Origin of the sequence: Agromyces sp. NPDC057865 (assembly GCF_042796995.1) — a bacterium.
GTDB lineage: Bacteria > Actinomycetota > Actinomycetes > Actinomycetales > Microbacteriaceae > Agromyces.
On the sequence record NZ_JBHVMJ010000002.1, the window covers coordinates 1,013,903 to 1,027,844 of the forward strand.

The following is a 13,942-nucleotide window of genomic DNA, read 5'->3' on the forward strand; positions in this document are numbered from 1 at the left end:
AGGCAGTGTACTCATCGAACGGCGAAGTGGGACAACTGACCTAGACTGTGCCTCATGCGTGCCACGATGGCCTCCCCCGACCTGTACCGGAGCCTCGCCGACGACGTCGTCGCGTCGGGTTCCGAGACCACCGCCGTCCCCACCCCCTCGACCGGCGAGACCCTGCACGAGCTGCCCCGCTCGAGCGCCGACGACGTGCGCGACGCGGTCGCCCGCGCCCGCCTCGCGCAGCTCGCCTGGGCGCGCGCCGGGTTCGCCGAGCGTCGCCGCGTGCTCCTGCGCGCGCACGACCTGCTCCTCGACCGACGCGAGCTCCTGCTCGACCTCGTGCAGCTCGAGAGCGGCAAGACGCGCGGGCAGGCGCTCGAGGAGGTCTTCCAGGCGGCATCCGTGACCCGCTACAACGCGCTCGCCGCGCGGCGCGTGCTGCACGGCCGTCGGCGTCGCGCCGGCATCCCCCTCGTCATGACCACGCGCGTGCGCTACCGCCCGAAGGGCGTCGCGGGCGTCATCACGCCGTGGAACTACGCGCTCAGCCTCGCCGCGATGGACGTCATGCCGGCGCTCGCGGCCGGCTGCGCCGTCGTGCAGAAGGCCGACGACCAGGGTGCGCTGTCGATCCTCGCCCTGCGGCGGGCGTTCGTCGACGCCGGCGTGCCCGAGGCGCTGTGGGCGGTCGTCGCCGGGCCGGCCGACGAGGTGGGCGAGGCGCTCACCGACGAGGCCGACTTCATCTGCTTCACCGGTTCGACGGCCGTCGGCCGGCGCATCGCCGAGAAGGCCGGCCGCCGCCTCGTCGGCGCGTCGCTCGAGCTCGGCGGCAAGAACGCCGCGATCGTCCTCGACGACGTCGACCCCGAGCGCGCTGCGGCGGATATCGCGTTCGGCTGCTTCTCGGCCATGGGCCAGCTCTGCGTCTCGATGGAGCGCATCTACGTGCAGCGGAAGGTCGCCGGGCCGTTCACGAAGGCGCTCGTCGACCGCCTCGGGTCCGCGACCCTCGGATCGTCGCTCGACTACGGCTCCGACTTCGGCTCGCTCGCGACGGCCGCGCAGCTCGATCGCGTCCAGGCGCACCTCGACGACGCGCTCGGCAAGGGCGCGACCGTGCTCGCCGGCGGTCACGCGCGCCCCGAGGTCGGACCGTGGTTCTTCGAGCCCACGGTGCTCACGGGCGTCACGCCCGAGATGCGCGTGCACGCCGAGGAGACCTTCGGCGCGGTCGCGTCGCTCTACCTCGTCGATTCCGAGGAGGAGGCGGTGCTCGCCGCGAACGCGAGCGACTACGGCCTCAACGCCTCCGTCTTCACGACGTCGCCGAGACGCGCGCGGCGGGTCGCCGAGGCGCTCGAGGCGGGCAGCGTGAACATCAACGAGGCGTACCGGGGCTCGTTTGCCTCGGTCGACGCACCGATGGGCGGCGTGAAGTCGTCGGGCGTCGGCCGCCGCAACGGACCCGAGGGCCTCATGCGGTTCGTCGAGCCGGTCACGATCTCGACGGCGACCGGGCTCCTGCAGCTGCCGCGGAGCGGGCGCGAGGTGGGACTGCTCGCCGAGCCGTTCATGCTGCTCGCACGCGTGCTGCGCGGCATCCGTCGCCGCTGAGGTGCGCGAAGCCGAGGTGGTTCGAGGCTAGGTGGCCTCGGAGTCGAACGGCGCGGTCTCGCCGGCGCCGAGCACCTCGCGCTTGCGCTTGTGCTGCAGGTAGGCCGAGTTCTCGTTCACGGTCGCGCGGGCCACGACGGGCTTCGCCGGTTCGGGCTCGGCGAACGGGTCGACGTCGGTCAGCGCCTCGCGGATGATGCGCCGCGGGTCGTACTGCCGGGGGTCGAGCTTGCGCCAGTCGACGTCGTCGAAGTCGGAGCCCATCTCCTCCTTGACGCGGTCCTTCGCGCCGCTCGCCATGTCGCGCAGCGAGCGCACGAGACGGCCGAGCTGCGCGGCGTAGTGCGGGAGTCGCTCGGGCCCGAGCAGGAAGACGGCGATCACCCCGATGATGAGGAGCTTCTCGAACGTCAGACCGAACACCACTACAGGATAGTGGGCGGCGAGGCGTGTGTTCGCCGCTAGCGCCTCACCGTAGGCTTGGGGGTCGAGAGATCACCGGGAGCCGAAGTGTCCGATCGAGACCTGAACTGGAAGTACGTCGACGAGTCGGTCGTGGAGTCCGACGCCATCGCGAAGGCCAGGCAGCAGTCCCTCGAGCTCGGCATCGACCCGGTCTCACCCGCCGTCGGCGCCCAGCTCGGCGTCATCGCCGCGGCCGCGCGCGCCGAGTCCATCATCGAGGTGGGCACCGGCGTGGGCGTGTCGGGCCTGTGGATGCTGCAGACCGTGCGCAGCGCGATGCTGACGTCGATCGACACCGAGAACGAGTACCAGCAGCACGCCCGCGAGCACTTCGCCGACGCCGGGATCGCGCCCGCGCGCGTGCGGCTCATCGCCGGGCGTGCGAGCGAGGTGCTCCCGCGCATGAACGAGAGCTCCTACGACGTCGTCGTCATCGACGCGGATGCCCCGTCCGTGATCGAGTACGTCGAGCACGGGCTGCGCCTGGCGAAGCCCTACGGCTCGGTGCTCGTCGCCCGTGCGCTCTGGAAGGGTCGCGTCGCCGACCCGGCGCGCCGGGACGACGCCGCGACCGCGTTCCGCGAGCTCATCTCCGAGCTCTCCGCGTCGTCGGCAGTTGCGACGGCCGTCTCCCCTGCGGGAGACGGCCTGCTCCAGATCGTGAAGCTGGGGGCCTGACTCAGGCGGGATTCACGACGCCGCCGAGGACGTCGTAGAGCTCCTTGGCCTCAGCGTCGTTCACCGAGACGACGAGGCGACCGCCTCCCTCGAGCGGAACCCGCACGATGATGAGGCGACCCTCCTTCACAGCCTCCATAGGCCCGTCTCCGGTGCGTGGCTTCATGGCCGCCATTGAGCTACCCCTTTCGTGGCTGATCTTCCCATTATCGGCCATCCCGAGCGGCGCTGGGAAATCCCGGCCGGCTTGTGGACAACGCTTCCAACGCCCCGAGCGCGCGCGACGCGGCATCCGCACGCTCGATTCCACCGCTCATCAGGAGATGTGCGCACGCATCACGGCGGGGTCCAGTCGCGCCCGTCGACGCCCCAGCAGATGAGGAGCCAGCCGACCTGGAGCAGCAGGAAGAGCACGACGAGTCCCCAGCGGTACCACTTGGACCGTGGCAGGGCGAGCGCGCCGAGCAGCGGGAAGAGCGGCGCGAGGATGCGGAACGTGCTCGACTGCGGGAAGAACACGGCCAGCAGGTAGAGCGCGTAGCTGATCGACCAGAACCGGATGTCGATCCCGAGGCGCCGGACCGCCGGGGAGGCCAGGAACAGGGCGAAGGCGAGGATGAGCGCGATGACCGCGATGGTGCCCATCGGCTGCTGCAGCCACCACTCCCCCGACAGGAACCACGCCGTGAACGGCACGAGCTCGCGGTACCCGATGTACGCCGAGCGCCACGCGAGCTCCGTGTCGAAGTAGGCCATGAGGTCGCCGGTCGCGATCCCGGCGATGGCGATCCAGGCGAGGCCCGCGAGCCCCGAGAACACGGCCGCGGATGCCGCGAGCACGCGTTCGCGCACGGAGAACGGCTCCGTGTCGCGGCGGAACCACCGCCACGCCCAATGCAGGACCAGCGCCAGCGCGAACGCGAGCGCGCCGGGGCGCGTGAACGACCACGCGAGCACCACCGGGAAGAGCCAGCCGTAGCGACGGTCGACGAGCAGCAGGAGCGCGAGCGCCAGCCAGAGGAATCCGAGCGACTCGGCATAGCCGAACTGCATGATCGGCGCGACGGGCGCGACGCAGAACAGCACGACCGCGAACAGGGCGCGATCGGGCTCGAGGAAGCGCGACATGAGCCGGTGGAACACGAGCGCGGTCCCGAGCCCGGCGGCCACCGAGACGAGCACCGACGCGACGTTCCACGGCACGGCGAGCCACGTGAGCGAGCCGACGAGCGCCGGGTAGACCGGGAGGAACGCCCACGCGTTCTCGCCGACGTGCCCCTCGGCGGTGAGCGGCAGGGTCGACGGGTAGCCGCCCAGCCAGATGAGCTGGTACCAGAGCGCGTCCCACATGTTCGCGTACTCGAAGTACCCGGGCTTGGCCGGCGTCCACGGGTTCGGGCCCTGCACGCTCGCGAGCGACAGCACGATGACCGTGGTGACGACGCGGGACGCGGCGTAGACGATCGCGACCTTCGCCCACCACGGCAGCAGTCGCCACCGAACGCGCGGCGACGACCGGGTGGCGCGGAACGGATCGCGCTCCCGCTCGATCGGCGTGCTCGTCACGGCGGCCCCGCTCAGGCCGCGCCGCTGAGCCACGACCGCAGCGCGCGCTCGCACTGCAGGATCTGGTCGGTCGCGACGCGCTCGTCGTCGGCGTGGGCCTTCAGCGGGTCGCCCGGCCCGAAGTTCACGGCGGGGACGCCCATCGCGCTGAACCGCGCGACGTCCGTCCAGCCGTACTTCGGATGCGCCGGCCCGCCCACCGCGGCCACGAACCGCTGCGCGAACTCGGCGTCGAGGCCCGGCCGGGCGCCCTCCGCCTCGTCGACGACCGTGAGCTCGTACTCGGGGAACAGGTCGCGCACGATCTCGATCGCCTCGGCCACCGTGCGGCTCGGCGCGAAGCGGTAGTTCACGTGCAGCATGGCCTCGTCGGGGATCACGTTGCCCGCGATGCCGCCCGAGACGCCCACGGCGTTCAGTCCCTCGCGGTAGGCGAGCCCGTCGACCTCGACGGTCTCGGCCTCGTAGGCGGCGAGCCGCTCGAGCGCGGGCGCGAGCTTGTGCACGGCGTTGTCGCCGACCCAGCTGCGCGCCGAGTGCGCGCGCACGCCGTAGGCGCGCAGCTCGACCCGGAGGTTGCCGTTGCAGCCGCCCTCGACGCGGGAGTTCGACGGCTCGCCCAGGATCGCGAAGTCGCCCGTGAACAGGTCGGGCCGGTTGCGCGCGAGGCGTCCGAGGCCGTTGAGCTCGGCGGAGACCTCCTCGTGGTCGTACCACATCCACGTGATGTCGTACGCGGGATCCGCGAGCTCCGAAGCGAGCTTCAGCTGCACCGCGACGCCGCCCTTCATGTCCACCGTGCCGCGACCCCAGAGGTAGCGCTCGCCGTCGACCGTCTCGAACCGGGTCGGCAGGTTGCGGTTGATCGGCACGGTGTCGAGGTGACCCGCGATCACGACGCGGCGCTCCCGGCCGAGGTTCGTGCGGGCGACCACGGTGTCGCCGTCGCGGATGAGCTCGAGGTGCGCGGCATCCGCGAGGGCCTCGACGACGAGGTCGGCGAGCAGCGTCTCGTCGCCCGAGACGCTGGGAACGTCGCAGATCGCCTGCGTGATGGCCACCGAGTCTGCGGTGAGGTCGAGCACGGGCCGGGGCGAGGCGTCAGCAGGCATGCTCCGAGTCTACGGAGCGACCACGTGCGTCACGGATGCCGCGGGCGGGCGGCCCGCGGATACGCTGGAGTCATGCCCGCCACGAACGACGCCGCCTCCTCCCCTGCCCGCACCGCCTGGGGTCACGGCCTGGCGACGGTCGCCGCCGACGGGACCGTGCTCGACACGTGGTACCCGTCGCCCGCGCTCGGCCTCGACGACGGATCGCCCGTGCCGGTCGAGCTGCGAGCGCTCGCCGAGCGCGACGAACGCCGCGCCGTGTCGGTGGAGCCCGTCACCGTCGTGATCGACCTCGACGCGCCGCCCGCGGGCACGTCCGACGCCTACCTGCGCCTGCACCTGCTGTCGCACCTCGTCGTGCGGCCCAACGAGGTCAACCTCGACGGCGTGTTCGGCCACCTGCCCGCGGTCGTGTGGACGAACGCGGGCCCGGTGCATCCGACCGACTTCGCCCGGCTGCGGCCCGCCCTGCAGCGCGACGGCATCCACGCCACCGGGGTCGACAAGTTCCCGCGCCTGCTCGACTACGTCGTGCCCGAGCGCGTGCGCATCGCGGATGCCTCGCGCGTGCGCCTCGGCGCCCACCTCGCGCCCGGCACCACCGTGATGCACGAGGGCTTCGTGAACTTCAACGCCGGCACCCTCGGCACGTCGATGGTGGAGGGCCGGATCTCGCAGGGCGTCGTGGTCGGCGACGGCAGCGACATCGGCGGCGGCGCGTCCATCATGGGCACCCTCTCGGGCGGCGGCACGCAGCGCGTCGCGATCGGCGAGCGCGCCCTGCTCGGGGCGAACTCGGGCATCGGCATCTCCATCGGCGACGACTCCGTCGTCGAGGCGGGGCTCTACGTCACGGCGGGCACGAAGGTGGTCGTCGTGGGCGGCGCGGGCGAGGCCGGCCGCACCGTGAAGGCCCTCGAGCTCTCGGGCGTGCCGAACCTGCTGTTCCGCCGCAACTCCCTCAACGGCCAGGTCGAGGTGCTCTCGCGCACGGGCGACGGGGTCGCCCTGAACGCCGCGCTGCACGCCTGACGCGACGCACGGCGACGTCGACTACAGTGGGGTCCTCAGGCCGCCGGTCGGCGGCCGTCGCCGTGCGCATCACGAAGGAGTGACGTGGGGACCGACGCACCCAGGACCCACCGGCATCGGGGACTCGCGTTCCTGACGGGCCTGCTCATCGCGGTGCTCGTGCTCGTGGTCGCCGCGGCGGGCCTCGGCTGGTGGACGGTGCAGCGCTCCTTCCCGACCACGAGCGGCCGCCTCGAGGTGCCGGGCCTCACGGCCGCGGTGACGGTCTACCGCGACGACGCCGGCATCCCGCAGCTCGTCGCCGAGACCGACCACGACCTCTTCCTCGCGCAGGGCTACGTGCACGCGCAGGACCGGTTCTGGGAGATGGACTTCCGCCGGCACGTGACGGCCGGGCGCGTTGCGGAGCTCTTCGGCGAGTCGCAGGTCGCCACCGACGCGTTCGTGCGCACGCTCGACTGGCGCGGCATCGCCGAGCAGGAGTACTCGCTGCTCGACCCGGCCACGCGCGGCTACTACGAGGCCTACGCCCAGGGCGTCAACGCGTACCTCGAGGAGCGCTCCGGTGCCGACCTCTCCCTCGAGTACGCCCTGCTGGGCCTGCAGAACCCGGGCTACACGCCCGAGCCGTGGACACCCGTCGACTCCATCGCGTGGCTCAAGGCCATGGCCTGGGACCTCCGGTCCAACCTCGTCGACGAGGTCGACCGCGCGCTCCTCGCGAGCGAGCTGCCCGCCGAGGAGGTCGCTCGGCTGCACCCCGGATTCGCGTGGGACTCGATGCCGACCATCATGAAGGGGATGCCGGCCGAGGCGGCTCCGGCGGGCCTCGACGCCGAGGCGCTGCCCGACGGGGCATCCGCTTCGCCCTCGACCCTCGACCCCGAGACGGCCGCGGCGATCGCCGCGCCCCTGTCGTCGCTCGCGGCGCTGCTCGACGACGTGCCCGAGCTGCTCGGGCCCGACGGCGGCGAGCTCGGCTCGAACTCGTGGGTCGTCTCCGGCGCGCTCACCGAGTCGGGGATGCCGCTCCTGGCCAACGACCCGCACCTCGGGCCCGCGATGCCCTCCATCTGGACGCAGATGGGCCTGCACTGCGCCGAACTCCGTGAGGACTGCGACTTCGACGTCGCGGGCTACACGTTCTCGGGCCTGCCGGGCGTGATCATCGGCCACAACCAGCGCATCGCCTGGGGCTTCACCAACCTCGGGCCCGACGTGGCCGACCTCTACCTCGAGAAGGTCGACGGCGACACCTACCAGCTCGACGGGCAGGCCGTGCCGCTCACGCTCCGCGAGGAGACCATCGACGTGGCCGGGGGCGATCCCGTCACCATCACGGTGCGCTCCACGGCGCGTGGGCCGATCGTGACCGACATCGGCTCGGACTTCGGCGAGATCGCGGCCGAGTACCCCGCGGCATCCGGCGCCCCCGACGGCCGGTACGAGCTGTCGCTCCAGTGGACGGCCCTGACCCCGGGCACCACCGCCGCCTCCATCTTCGCGCTGAACCGCGCCAAGGACTGGGCCGCCTTCCGCGCCGCGGCCGACCTGTTCGACGTGCCCGCGCAGAACCTCGTCTACGCCGACGTCGACGGCAACATCGGCTACCAGGCGCCCGGCTCCATCCCGATCCGGCGCTCGGGCGACGGCACCGTGCCCATGCCCGGCTGGACGAGCGACAACGGCTGGAGCGGCATGGTGCCCTTCGACCAGCTGCCCTCGATGCTCAACCCCGACCGCGGGTGGATCATCACCGCCAACAACCCCGTCAGCCGCGACGGGCCCGTGCTCACCCAGGACTGGGACCTCGGCTACCGGGCCGAGACGATCGAGCGGATGCTGCAGGAGCGCATCGCCGACGGCGAGAAGCTCACCGCGGACGACCTCGCCGAGATGCAGCTCGACACCGCGGATCTGAACGCCGCGGCGATCCTGCCCGTCATCGCAGAGCTGTCGCTCGAGGGCGACGCGGCGCGCGGCGCCGACCTGCTCGACGGCTGGGACGGCCGCGCCGACGTCGACAGCGGCCAGGCCGCGTACTTCGCGGTGTTCTGGCGCAACCTCCTCGACGACATGTTCGGCTCGCTGCCCGAGCCGACCCGGCCCGTGGGCGGCGACCGCTGGTACGGCGTGGTCGACGGGCTGCTCGACGAGCCCGATGCACGCTGGTGGACGAACGAGGACCAGGGCGTCGCCGGTCGCGACGCCATGCTCGCGCAGGCCCTCGACGACGCGTGGGACGAGTCGTCCAACCGCATGGGCGCCGACCCCGACCGGTGGCGCTGGGGCCTCCTGCACACGCTCACGCTGACCAACCAGAGCTTCGGGCAGTCGGGCATCGGCCCGATCGAGTGGCTGTTCAACCGCGGGCCGTACGAGGTCGGCGGCGGCTCGTCGATCGTGAACGCGATCGGCTGGGACGCGAGCATCGGGTACGGCGTGGACTGGGTGCCGTCGATGCGCATGATCGTCGACCTCGACGACCTCGACGCGTCACGGTGGGTCAACCTCACGGGCGCGTCGGGGCACGCGTTCCACCCCCACTACGCCGACCAGGCTCCGCTCTGGCAGGACGGCGAGACGCGCGAGTGGCCGTTCACCATGGACGCCGTGCGCGAGGCCGCAAGCGACACGCTGCAGCTGCAGCCGGCCGGGGGCTGAGGTTCAGGCCGAGGGGTAGCCGCGCGCCGGCTCGCCCACGTACAGCTGCTGAGGGCGGCCGATCTTCGTCTGCGGGTCGAGGTTCATCTCGCGCCAGTGCGCCATCCAGCCGGGCAGGCGGCCGATCGCGAACAGCACGGTGAACATGCGCGTGGGGAAGCCCATCGCCTTGTAGATCACGCCCGTGTAGAAGTCCACGTTCGGGTAGAGGCGACGCTCCTTGAAGTAGTCGTCCTCGAGCGCGATCTGCTCGAGCTCCTTCGCGAGGTCGAGCAGCGGGTCGTTGACGCCGAGGCCCTCGAGGACCTCGTCGGCCGACTCCTTCACGAGCCTTGCGCGCGGGTCGTAGTTCTTGTAGACCCGGTGGCCGAAGCCCATGAGCTTGACGCCGTCCTCCTTGCGCTTGACACGCTCGACGAACTTCGCGACGCCCTCGCCGGAGTCGCGGATGCGCGCGAGCATCTGCAGCACGGCCTCGTTCGCGCCGCCGTGGAGCGGGCCCGAGAGCGCCTGGATGCCGGCGGAGATCGACGCGTAGAGGTTGGCACCGGTGGAGCCGACGAGGCGCACGGTCGACGTGGACGCGTTCTGCTCGTGGTCCTCGTGGAGGATGAGCAGCCGGTCGAGCGCCTTCGAGAGCACCGGGTCGATCGCGTACGGCTCGGCCATGTTGCCGAAGTTGAGCCGAAGGAAGTTGTCGACGAAGCTCAGCGAGTTGTCGGGGTAGAGGAACGCCTGGCCGATGCTCTTCTTGTGCGCATAGGCGGCGATGACGGGAAGCTTCGCGAGCAGGCGCACCATCGTGAGCTCGACGTCGTCGAGGTCGTGGGGGTCCGACGAGTCCTCGTAGTAGGTCGAGAGTGCGGAGACCGCGCTCGAGAGCACGGCCATCGGGTGCGCGGTGTGCGGGAGCGCGGAGAAGAACCGCTTGAGGTCCTCGTGCAGCAGCGTGTGCCGGCGGATCTTCTCGTCGAACTCGCCGAGCTGGTCGGTCGTCGGCAGGCTGCCGTAGATGAGCAGCCACGCCACCTCGAGGTACGTGGAGTGCTCGGCGAGCTGCTCGATCGGGAATCCGCGGTAGCGCAGGATGCCCTGCTCGCCGTCGATGTAGGTGATCTTCGACTGGGTCGACGCGGTGTTGACGAAGCCGTAGTCGAGCGCGGTGAGGCCGGTCTGGCGGGTGAGGGTCGACAGGTCGATGCTCGAGTTGCCGTCGACGGCCGTGCGGATCGGGAACTCCGCGGTGCCGCCCGGGAAGGACAGGGTGGCGGCCTGGGGGTTCTGCCCGCTCGCCGGGGTCACGACGTCGCTCACGGCGCCTCCTGTGATCGTCACGTTCGCGGTCACCTGCTTTCCGAATTGGGGGCCGAAGGGCCGCGGATCCGAATACAGCCTAGACGTGCTCGCGGCACACTGTGGCATCCGCCAAGAGATCAGGGCTTCCGTTGGGGGTACACACAGGGTTGCCTCGGCTCACCCCGAGGCGACCGCCTGGAGCCGCTCCGCGGCCGCGGAGATGCGCTCGTCGCTCGCCGTGAGCGAGAGCCGCACGTGCTCGGGGAAGTGCACCCCGTAGAAGTGCCCGGGCCCGCCCAGGATGCCGAGATCGGCGAGGCGGCCCAGGCTGTCCCACGCATCGCGACCCTCGGTCGCCCAGAGGTAGAGCCCGGCCTCGCTGCGGTCGATGCGGAACCCGGCGTCCTCGAGGGCCGACTTCAGGATGCCGCGGCGCGCCCGGTACCGCTCCTTCTGCTCCGCGACGTGCACCTCGTCGCCGAGGGCCGCGACCATCGCGTGCTGGAGCGGCTGCGGCAGCATGAGCCCCGCGTGCTTGCGCACGCTGGTGATGCGCTCGATGAGCGTGCGGCACCCGGCCATGAACGCTGCGCGGTAGCCGGCCATGTTCGACTGCTTCGAGAGCGAGTAGATGACGAGGGTGTCGCGCCGGTCGCCGTCGGTGACGGCCGGGTCGAGGAGGCTCGGCACGGGCTCGTCGGCCCAGCGGCCCTCCCAGCCGAGCTCGGCGTAGCACTCGTCGCCGACGATGACGGCGCCGAGCTCGCGGGCGCGGGCGCGGGCGGCGCGGAGCTCCTCGATCGTGAGCACGCCCCCGTCGGGGTTGCCGGGGCTGTTCAGCCAGATCAGCCGCGCGCCGACGGGCCAGTCGGCCGGGTCGTCGGCAGCCATGGCGGTCGCGCCGACGAGCACCGCGCCCATCTCGTAGCTGGGGTACGCCGCGCGCGGGTGCACGACGATGTCGCCCTCGCCGAGGCCGAGCAGGAACGGCAGCAGCGCGACGAGCTCCTTCGAGCCGATCGTGGGCAGCACGTTCGCCTCGGTGAGCCCGGGCACGCCGCGGCGCCGCTCGAACCAGCGCACGATCTCGGCGCGCAACTCGGCCGTGCCGACGGTGGTCGGGTACGCATGCGCGTCGGTGGCGACGGCGAGCGCCTCGCGCACGATCACGGGGGTGGGGTCGACGGGCGAGCCGATCGACAGGTCGACGATGCCGCCGGGGTGCGACTCGGCCCGGTCGCGGTAGGGGCCCATGAGGTCCCAGGGGTAGTCGGGCAGGTCGCCTCGCGCCATGCTCAGTGGCCCTGCGGAGGCAGGGCGGCGATGATCGGGTGGTCCTTGGGGATCACGCCGACCTTCGCAGCGCCACCCGGCGAGCCGACCTCGTCGAAGAACTCGACGTTGGCCTTGTAGTAGTCGGCCCACTCCTCAGGGAGGTCGTCTTCGTAGTAGATCGCCTCGACGGGGCACACGGGCTCGCAGGCGCCGCAGTCGACGCACTCGTCGGGGTGGATGTACAGCGAGCGTTCACCCTCGTAGATGCAGTCGACGGGGCACTCGTCGATGCAGGCCCGGTCCTTGACGTCGACACACGGCAGGGCGATGACATAGGTCACGGTGACTCGCTGTCCTCTCGGATGGCTGGGATACCAGTCTATGCGCCGTCGGCGACGGCGGTGCGTCGCGCGGGCAGGCTCGGCCACGCGACGACGAGCACGGCGATGAGTGCCGGTCCGACCGCCCAGATGGTGCCGACGAGGTCGCCGGCGACGAGCACGGAGCCGCCGGGGCCGGGCAGCGTGAGCAGCGCGACGATCCCCACGATGCCGGCGCCGGCGGCCGCGGCGGCCCAGCGACCGCCGGCCACGAGCCGGATGCCGAGGAGGAGCGCGAAGACGCCGACGAGGGCGAGCACGAGGCCCCAGGGGACCTCGACGTCGCCGATGCGGAAGCTCTGCCGATGCCCGACCGTGGCGACCGCGCCGTAGATCACGCCGATGAGGAAGGCGAGGGCGTACGTGCCGACGCGCGCGAGCAGCGTCGGGCTCTGCTGGTCGTTCACTGCACCGGAGTCACGGTGTAGACGACCGACGATCCCTGCCCGACGAGCAGCACGGAGTACTCGCCGTCGGAGTAGAACTCGGCGCCCACGCCACCGGTCGCGATCGACTCGTCCTTGGTGAATCCGGCGCCCTCGAGGGCGGCCACCGCATCGGCCACCGGATCGGCGGCGTCGGACGTGACGGTGACGACCCAGCCCTCCGTGCCCTCGGCCGATCCCCCGGCGCCGATCGCGATCTCGCCGTCGATCAGGGGAACCGACTCGGGGAAGCCCTCGGGCAGCTCGCCGAGGCTGACGTCGCCGCCGGTCGCGCTCTCGATGGCGTCCTCGACGCCCTGCTGCACGGCGTCGACGGGATTGCAGCCGGTCAGGAGCGACGCGGTGACGCCGGCGATCGCGAGGGCGATCGCGGCACGTGTGCGGGTCGGGGTCGACATGGCGGACTCCTCGGTGGCAGTCGATGGCGGAGGGCGAGCCGTGTGCGCGGCGCGGAGCCGCGGCATCCGCTCGCTCGGAGTCTATCGCCCGGCGCTCGGGCGCGACGATGCCGTAGCGTGGGTGAGGCGCGGCGCCGGCGCCGCCGGAGAGGACACGATGACGATGTCGGATGCTGCAGCGACCGGGGGCGACGGCGAGCGGGCGGTGCGCGTGGAACGCGATGCGAACGTCGCGATCGTCGTGATCGACCGGCCCGCCGCGCTCAACGCGCTCTCGGCGTCGGTGCTCGAGGAGCTCGAGGCCGCGTTCACGGCGCTGGCCGACGAGGTGCCGGAGATCCGCGGCGTCCTGCTCGTCGGCGAGGGCGGGCGGGCGTTCGTCGCCGGGGCGGACATCCGCGCCATGACCGCGCTGACGCCCGAGGAGGCCGCCGAGCTCTCGCGTCGCGGGCACCGGGCCGCGGCCGCGATCGAGGCGCTCCCGGCACCGGTCATCGCCTGCGTCGACGGCTACGCGCTCGGCGGCGGGCTCGAGATGGCGCTCGCGTGCGACCTCATCTACGCGACGGATGCCTCGACGTTCGGCCAGCCCGAGGTGAAGCTCGGCCTCATCCCCGGCTTCGGCGGCACCGTGCGGTTGCCGCGGGCGGTGGGCCTCGCACGCGCGAAGGAGCTCATCTACTCCGGACGGCGGATCGGGATCGACGAGGCGCTCGACTCGGGCCTCGTCGCCCGCAGCTTCGCCGACCGCGCGGCGCTCCTCGACGGAGCCCGCGCGACGATCGACCTGATCGCGACGAACTCCCCCACCGCGGTCGGCATCGCCAAGCGCGTGCTCGTCGAGGCGGCCGGTCAGCCCACCGAGGTCGCGAGCGACCTCGAGGTCGGCGCGTTCGAGGACGCATTCCGCACGGACGACATGCGTGAGGGCGTCGCCGCGTTCCTCGAGAAGCGCGAGCCGCGATTCGGGGGCGCCTGAGACGTCAGGGCGTCACGGCGGCAACGCCTCCGGGTGCAGCGCGGGG

General features: G+C 72.0%; 14 protein-coding genes. 5 read left to right on the forward strand and 9 right to left on the reverse strand.

Features of this window, described 5'->3' with window-relative positions:
• Positions 1–54: 54 nt before the first annotated feature.
• Positions 55–1,605 (forward strand): succinic semialdehyde dehydrogenase, encoded by a 1,551-nt coding sequence (locus tag ACFVN5_RS12375; RefSeq protein ID WP_376955477.1) that lies wholly within the window; start codon positions 55–57, stop codon positions 1,603–1,605.
• Positions 1,606–1,632: 27 nt separating this feature from the next.
• Here the strand turns inward: ACFVN5_RS12375 and ACFVN5_RS12380 are convergent, their stop codons facing one another.
• Positions 1,633–2,031 carry a twin-arginine translocase TatA/TatE family subunit gene (locus tag ACFVN5_RS12380; RefSeq protein WP_376955478.1) on the reverse strand — a complete coding sequence of 133 codons (399 nt, stop codon included), beginning with the start codon at positions 2,029–2,031 and terminating at the stop codon, positions 1,633–1,635.
• An 84-nt stretch (positions 2,032–2,115) separates the two neighbouring features.
• On the opposite strand from ACFVN5_RS12380, the gene ACFVN5_RS12385 reads away from it, so the two are divergent.
• Positions 2,116–2,748: an O-methyltransferase gene (locus tag ACFVN5_RS12385; protein ID WP_376955479.1), complete on the forward strand. Its 633-nt coding sequence runs from the start codon at positions 2,116–2,118 to the stop codon at positions 2,746–2,748.
• 1 nt (position 2,749) lies between these two features.
• Here ACFVN5_RS12385 and ACFVN5_RS12390 read toward each other — a convergent pair whose 3' ends face one another.
• The 3 genes from ACFVN5_RS12390 to dapE form a co-directional block, all read right to left on the reverse strand.
• Positions 2,750–2,923 carry a DUF3117 domain-containing protein gene (locus ACFVN5_RS12390; RefSeq protein WP_067875042.1) on the reverse strand — a complete coding sequence of 58 codons (174 nt, stop codon included), beginning with the start codon at positions 2,921–2,923 and terminating at the stop codon, positions 2,750–2,752.
• A gap of 161 nt (positions 2,924–3,084) precedes the next feature.
• Positions 3,085–4,314 (reverse strand): hypothetical protein, encoded by a 1,230-nt coding sequence (locus tag ACFVN5_RS12395; RefSeq protein WP_376955480.1) that lies wholly within the window; start codon positions 4,312–4,314, stop codon positions 3,085–3,087.
• An 11-nt stretch (positions 4,315–4,325) separates the two neighbouring features.
• Positions 4,326–5,426, reverse strand: a complete 1,101-nt coding sequence (gene dapE / locus ACFVN5_RS12400) for a succinyl-diaminopimelate desuccinylase (RefSeq protein ID WP_376955481.1) — start codon at positions 5,424–5,426, stop codon at positions 4,326–4,328.
• A gap of 72 nt (positions 5,427–5,498) precedes the next feature.
• Between dapE and dapD the strand changes: the two genes are divergently transcribed.
• Entirely contained in the window at positions 5,499–6,458 is a 960-nt protein-coding gene (dapD, locus tag ACFVN5_RS12405; protein WP_376955482.1) for a 2,3,4,5-tetrahydropyridine-2,6-dicarboxylate N-succinyltransferase, read from the forward strand.
• A gap of 84 nt (positions 6,459–6,542) precedes the next feature.
• Positions 6,543–9,122: a penicillin acylase family protein gene (locus tag ACFVN5_RS12410; protein ID WP_376955484.1), complete on the forward strand. Its 2,580-nt coding sequence runs from the start codon at positions 6,543–6,545 to the stop codon at positions 9,120–9,122.
• Between the two features lie 3 nt (positions 9,123–9,125).
• Here ACFVN5_RS12410 and ACFVN5_RS12415 read toward each other — a convergent pair whose 3' ends face one another.
• From ACFVN5_RS12415 to ACFVN5_RS12435, 5 genes are all read right to left on the reverse strand, one after another.
• Positions 9,126–10,436, reverse strand: a complete 1,311-nt coding sequence (locus ACFVN5_RS12415; RefSeq protein ID WP_376955485.1) for a citrate synthase — start codon at positions 10,434–10,436, stop codon at positions 9,126–9,128.
• A 159-nt stretch (positions 10,437–10,595) separates the two neighbouring features.
• On the reverse strand, positions 10,596–11,711 hold the full coding sequence (gene dapC, locus ACFVN5_RS12420) for a succinyldiaminopimelate transaminase (protein WP_376955486.1): 1,116 nt from the start codon (positions 11,709–11,711) through the stop codon (positions 10,596–10,598).
• A 2-nt stretch (positions 11,712–11,713) separates the two neighbouring features.
• Positions 11,714–12,034 (reverse strand): ferredoxin, encoded by a 321-nt coding sequence (gene fdxA, locus ACFVN5_RS12425; protein WP_148734475.1) that lies wholly within the window; start codon positions 12,032–12,034, stop codon positions 11,714–11,716.
• A gap of 38 nt (positions 12,035–12,072) precedes the next feature.
• Positions 12,073–12,480 (reverse strand): histidinol dehydrogenase, encoded by a 408-nt coding sequence (locus tag ACFVN5_RS12430; protein ID WP_376955488.1) that lies wholly within the window; start codon positions 12,478–12,480, stop codon positions 12,073–12,075.
• Positions 12,477–12,917 (reverse strand): hypothetical protein, encoded by a 441-nt coding sequence (locus tag ACFVN5_RS12435; protein ID WP_376955490.1) that lies wholly within the window; start codon positions 12,915–12,917, stop codon positions 12,477–12,479. Before ACFVN5_RS12435 ends, ACFVN5_RS12430 begins: the two co-directional genes overlap by 4 nt.
• 157 nt (positions 12,918–13,074) lie before the next feature.
• Here ACFVN5_RS12435 and ACFVN5_RS12440 point away from each other — a divergent pair, with 157 nt between their 5' ends.
• The gene (locus tag ACFVN5_RS12440) at positions 13,075–13,896 is read left to right on the forward strand and encodes an enoyl-CoA hydratase/isomerase family protein (protein ID WP_376955491.1); all 822 of its coding nucleotides are present in this window, start codon (positions 13,075–13,077) and stop codon (positions 13,894–13,896) included.
• Positions 13,897–13,942: the final 46 nt, after the last annotated feature.

Bases quoted from the DNA above. Each gene is read 5' to 3' on its own strand.
- ACFVN5_RS12375 (WP_376955477.1), top strand. From the start codon at position 55: ATGCGTGCCACGATGGCCTCCCCCGACCTGTACCGGAGCCTCGCCGAC.
- ACFVN5_RS12390 (WP_067875042.1), bottom strand. From the start codon at position 2,923: ATGGCGGCCATGAAGCCACGCACCGGAGACGGGCCTATGGAGGCTGTG.
- dapE (WP_376955481.1), bottom strand. From the start codon at position 5,426: ATGCCTGCTGACGCCTCGCCCCGGCCCGTGCTCGACCTCACCGCAGAC.
- dapD (WP_376955482.1), top strand. From the start codon at position 5,499: ATGCCCGCCACGAACGACGCCGCCTCCTCCCCTGCCCGCACCGCCTGG.
- dapC (WP_376955486.1), bottom strand. From the start codon at position 11,711: ATGGCGCGAGGCGACCTGCCCGACTACCCCTGGGACCTCATGGGCCCC.
- ACFVN5_RS12435 (WP_376955490.1), bottom strand. From the start codon at position 12,917: ATGTCGACCCCGACCCGCACACGTGCCGCGATCGCCCTCGCGATCGCC.
- ACFVN5_RS12440 (WP_376955491.1), top strand. From the start codon at position 13,075: ATGACGATGTCGGATGCTGCAGCGACCGGGGGCGACGGCGAGCGGGCG.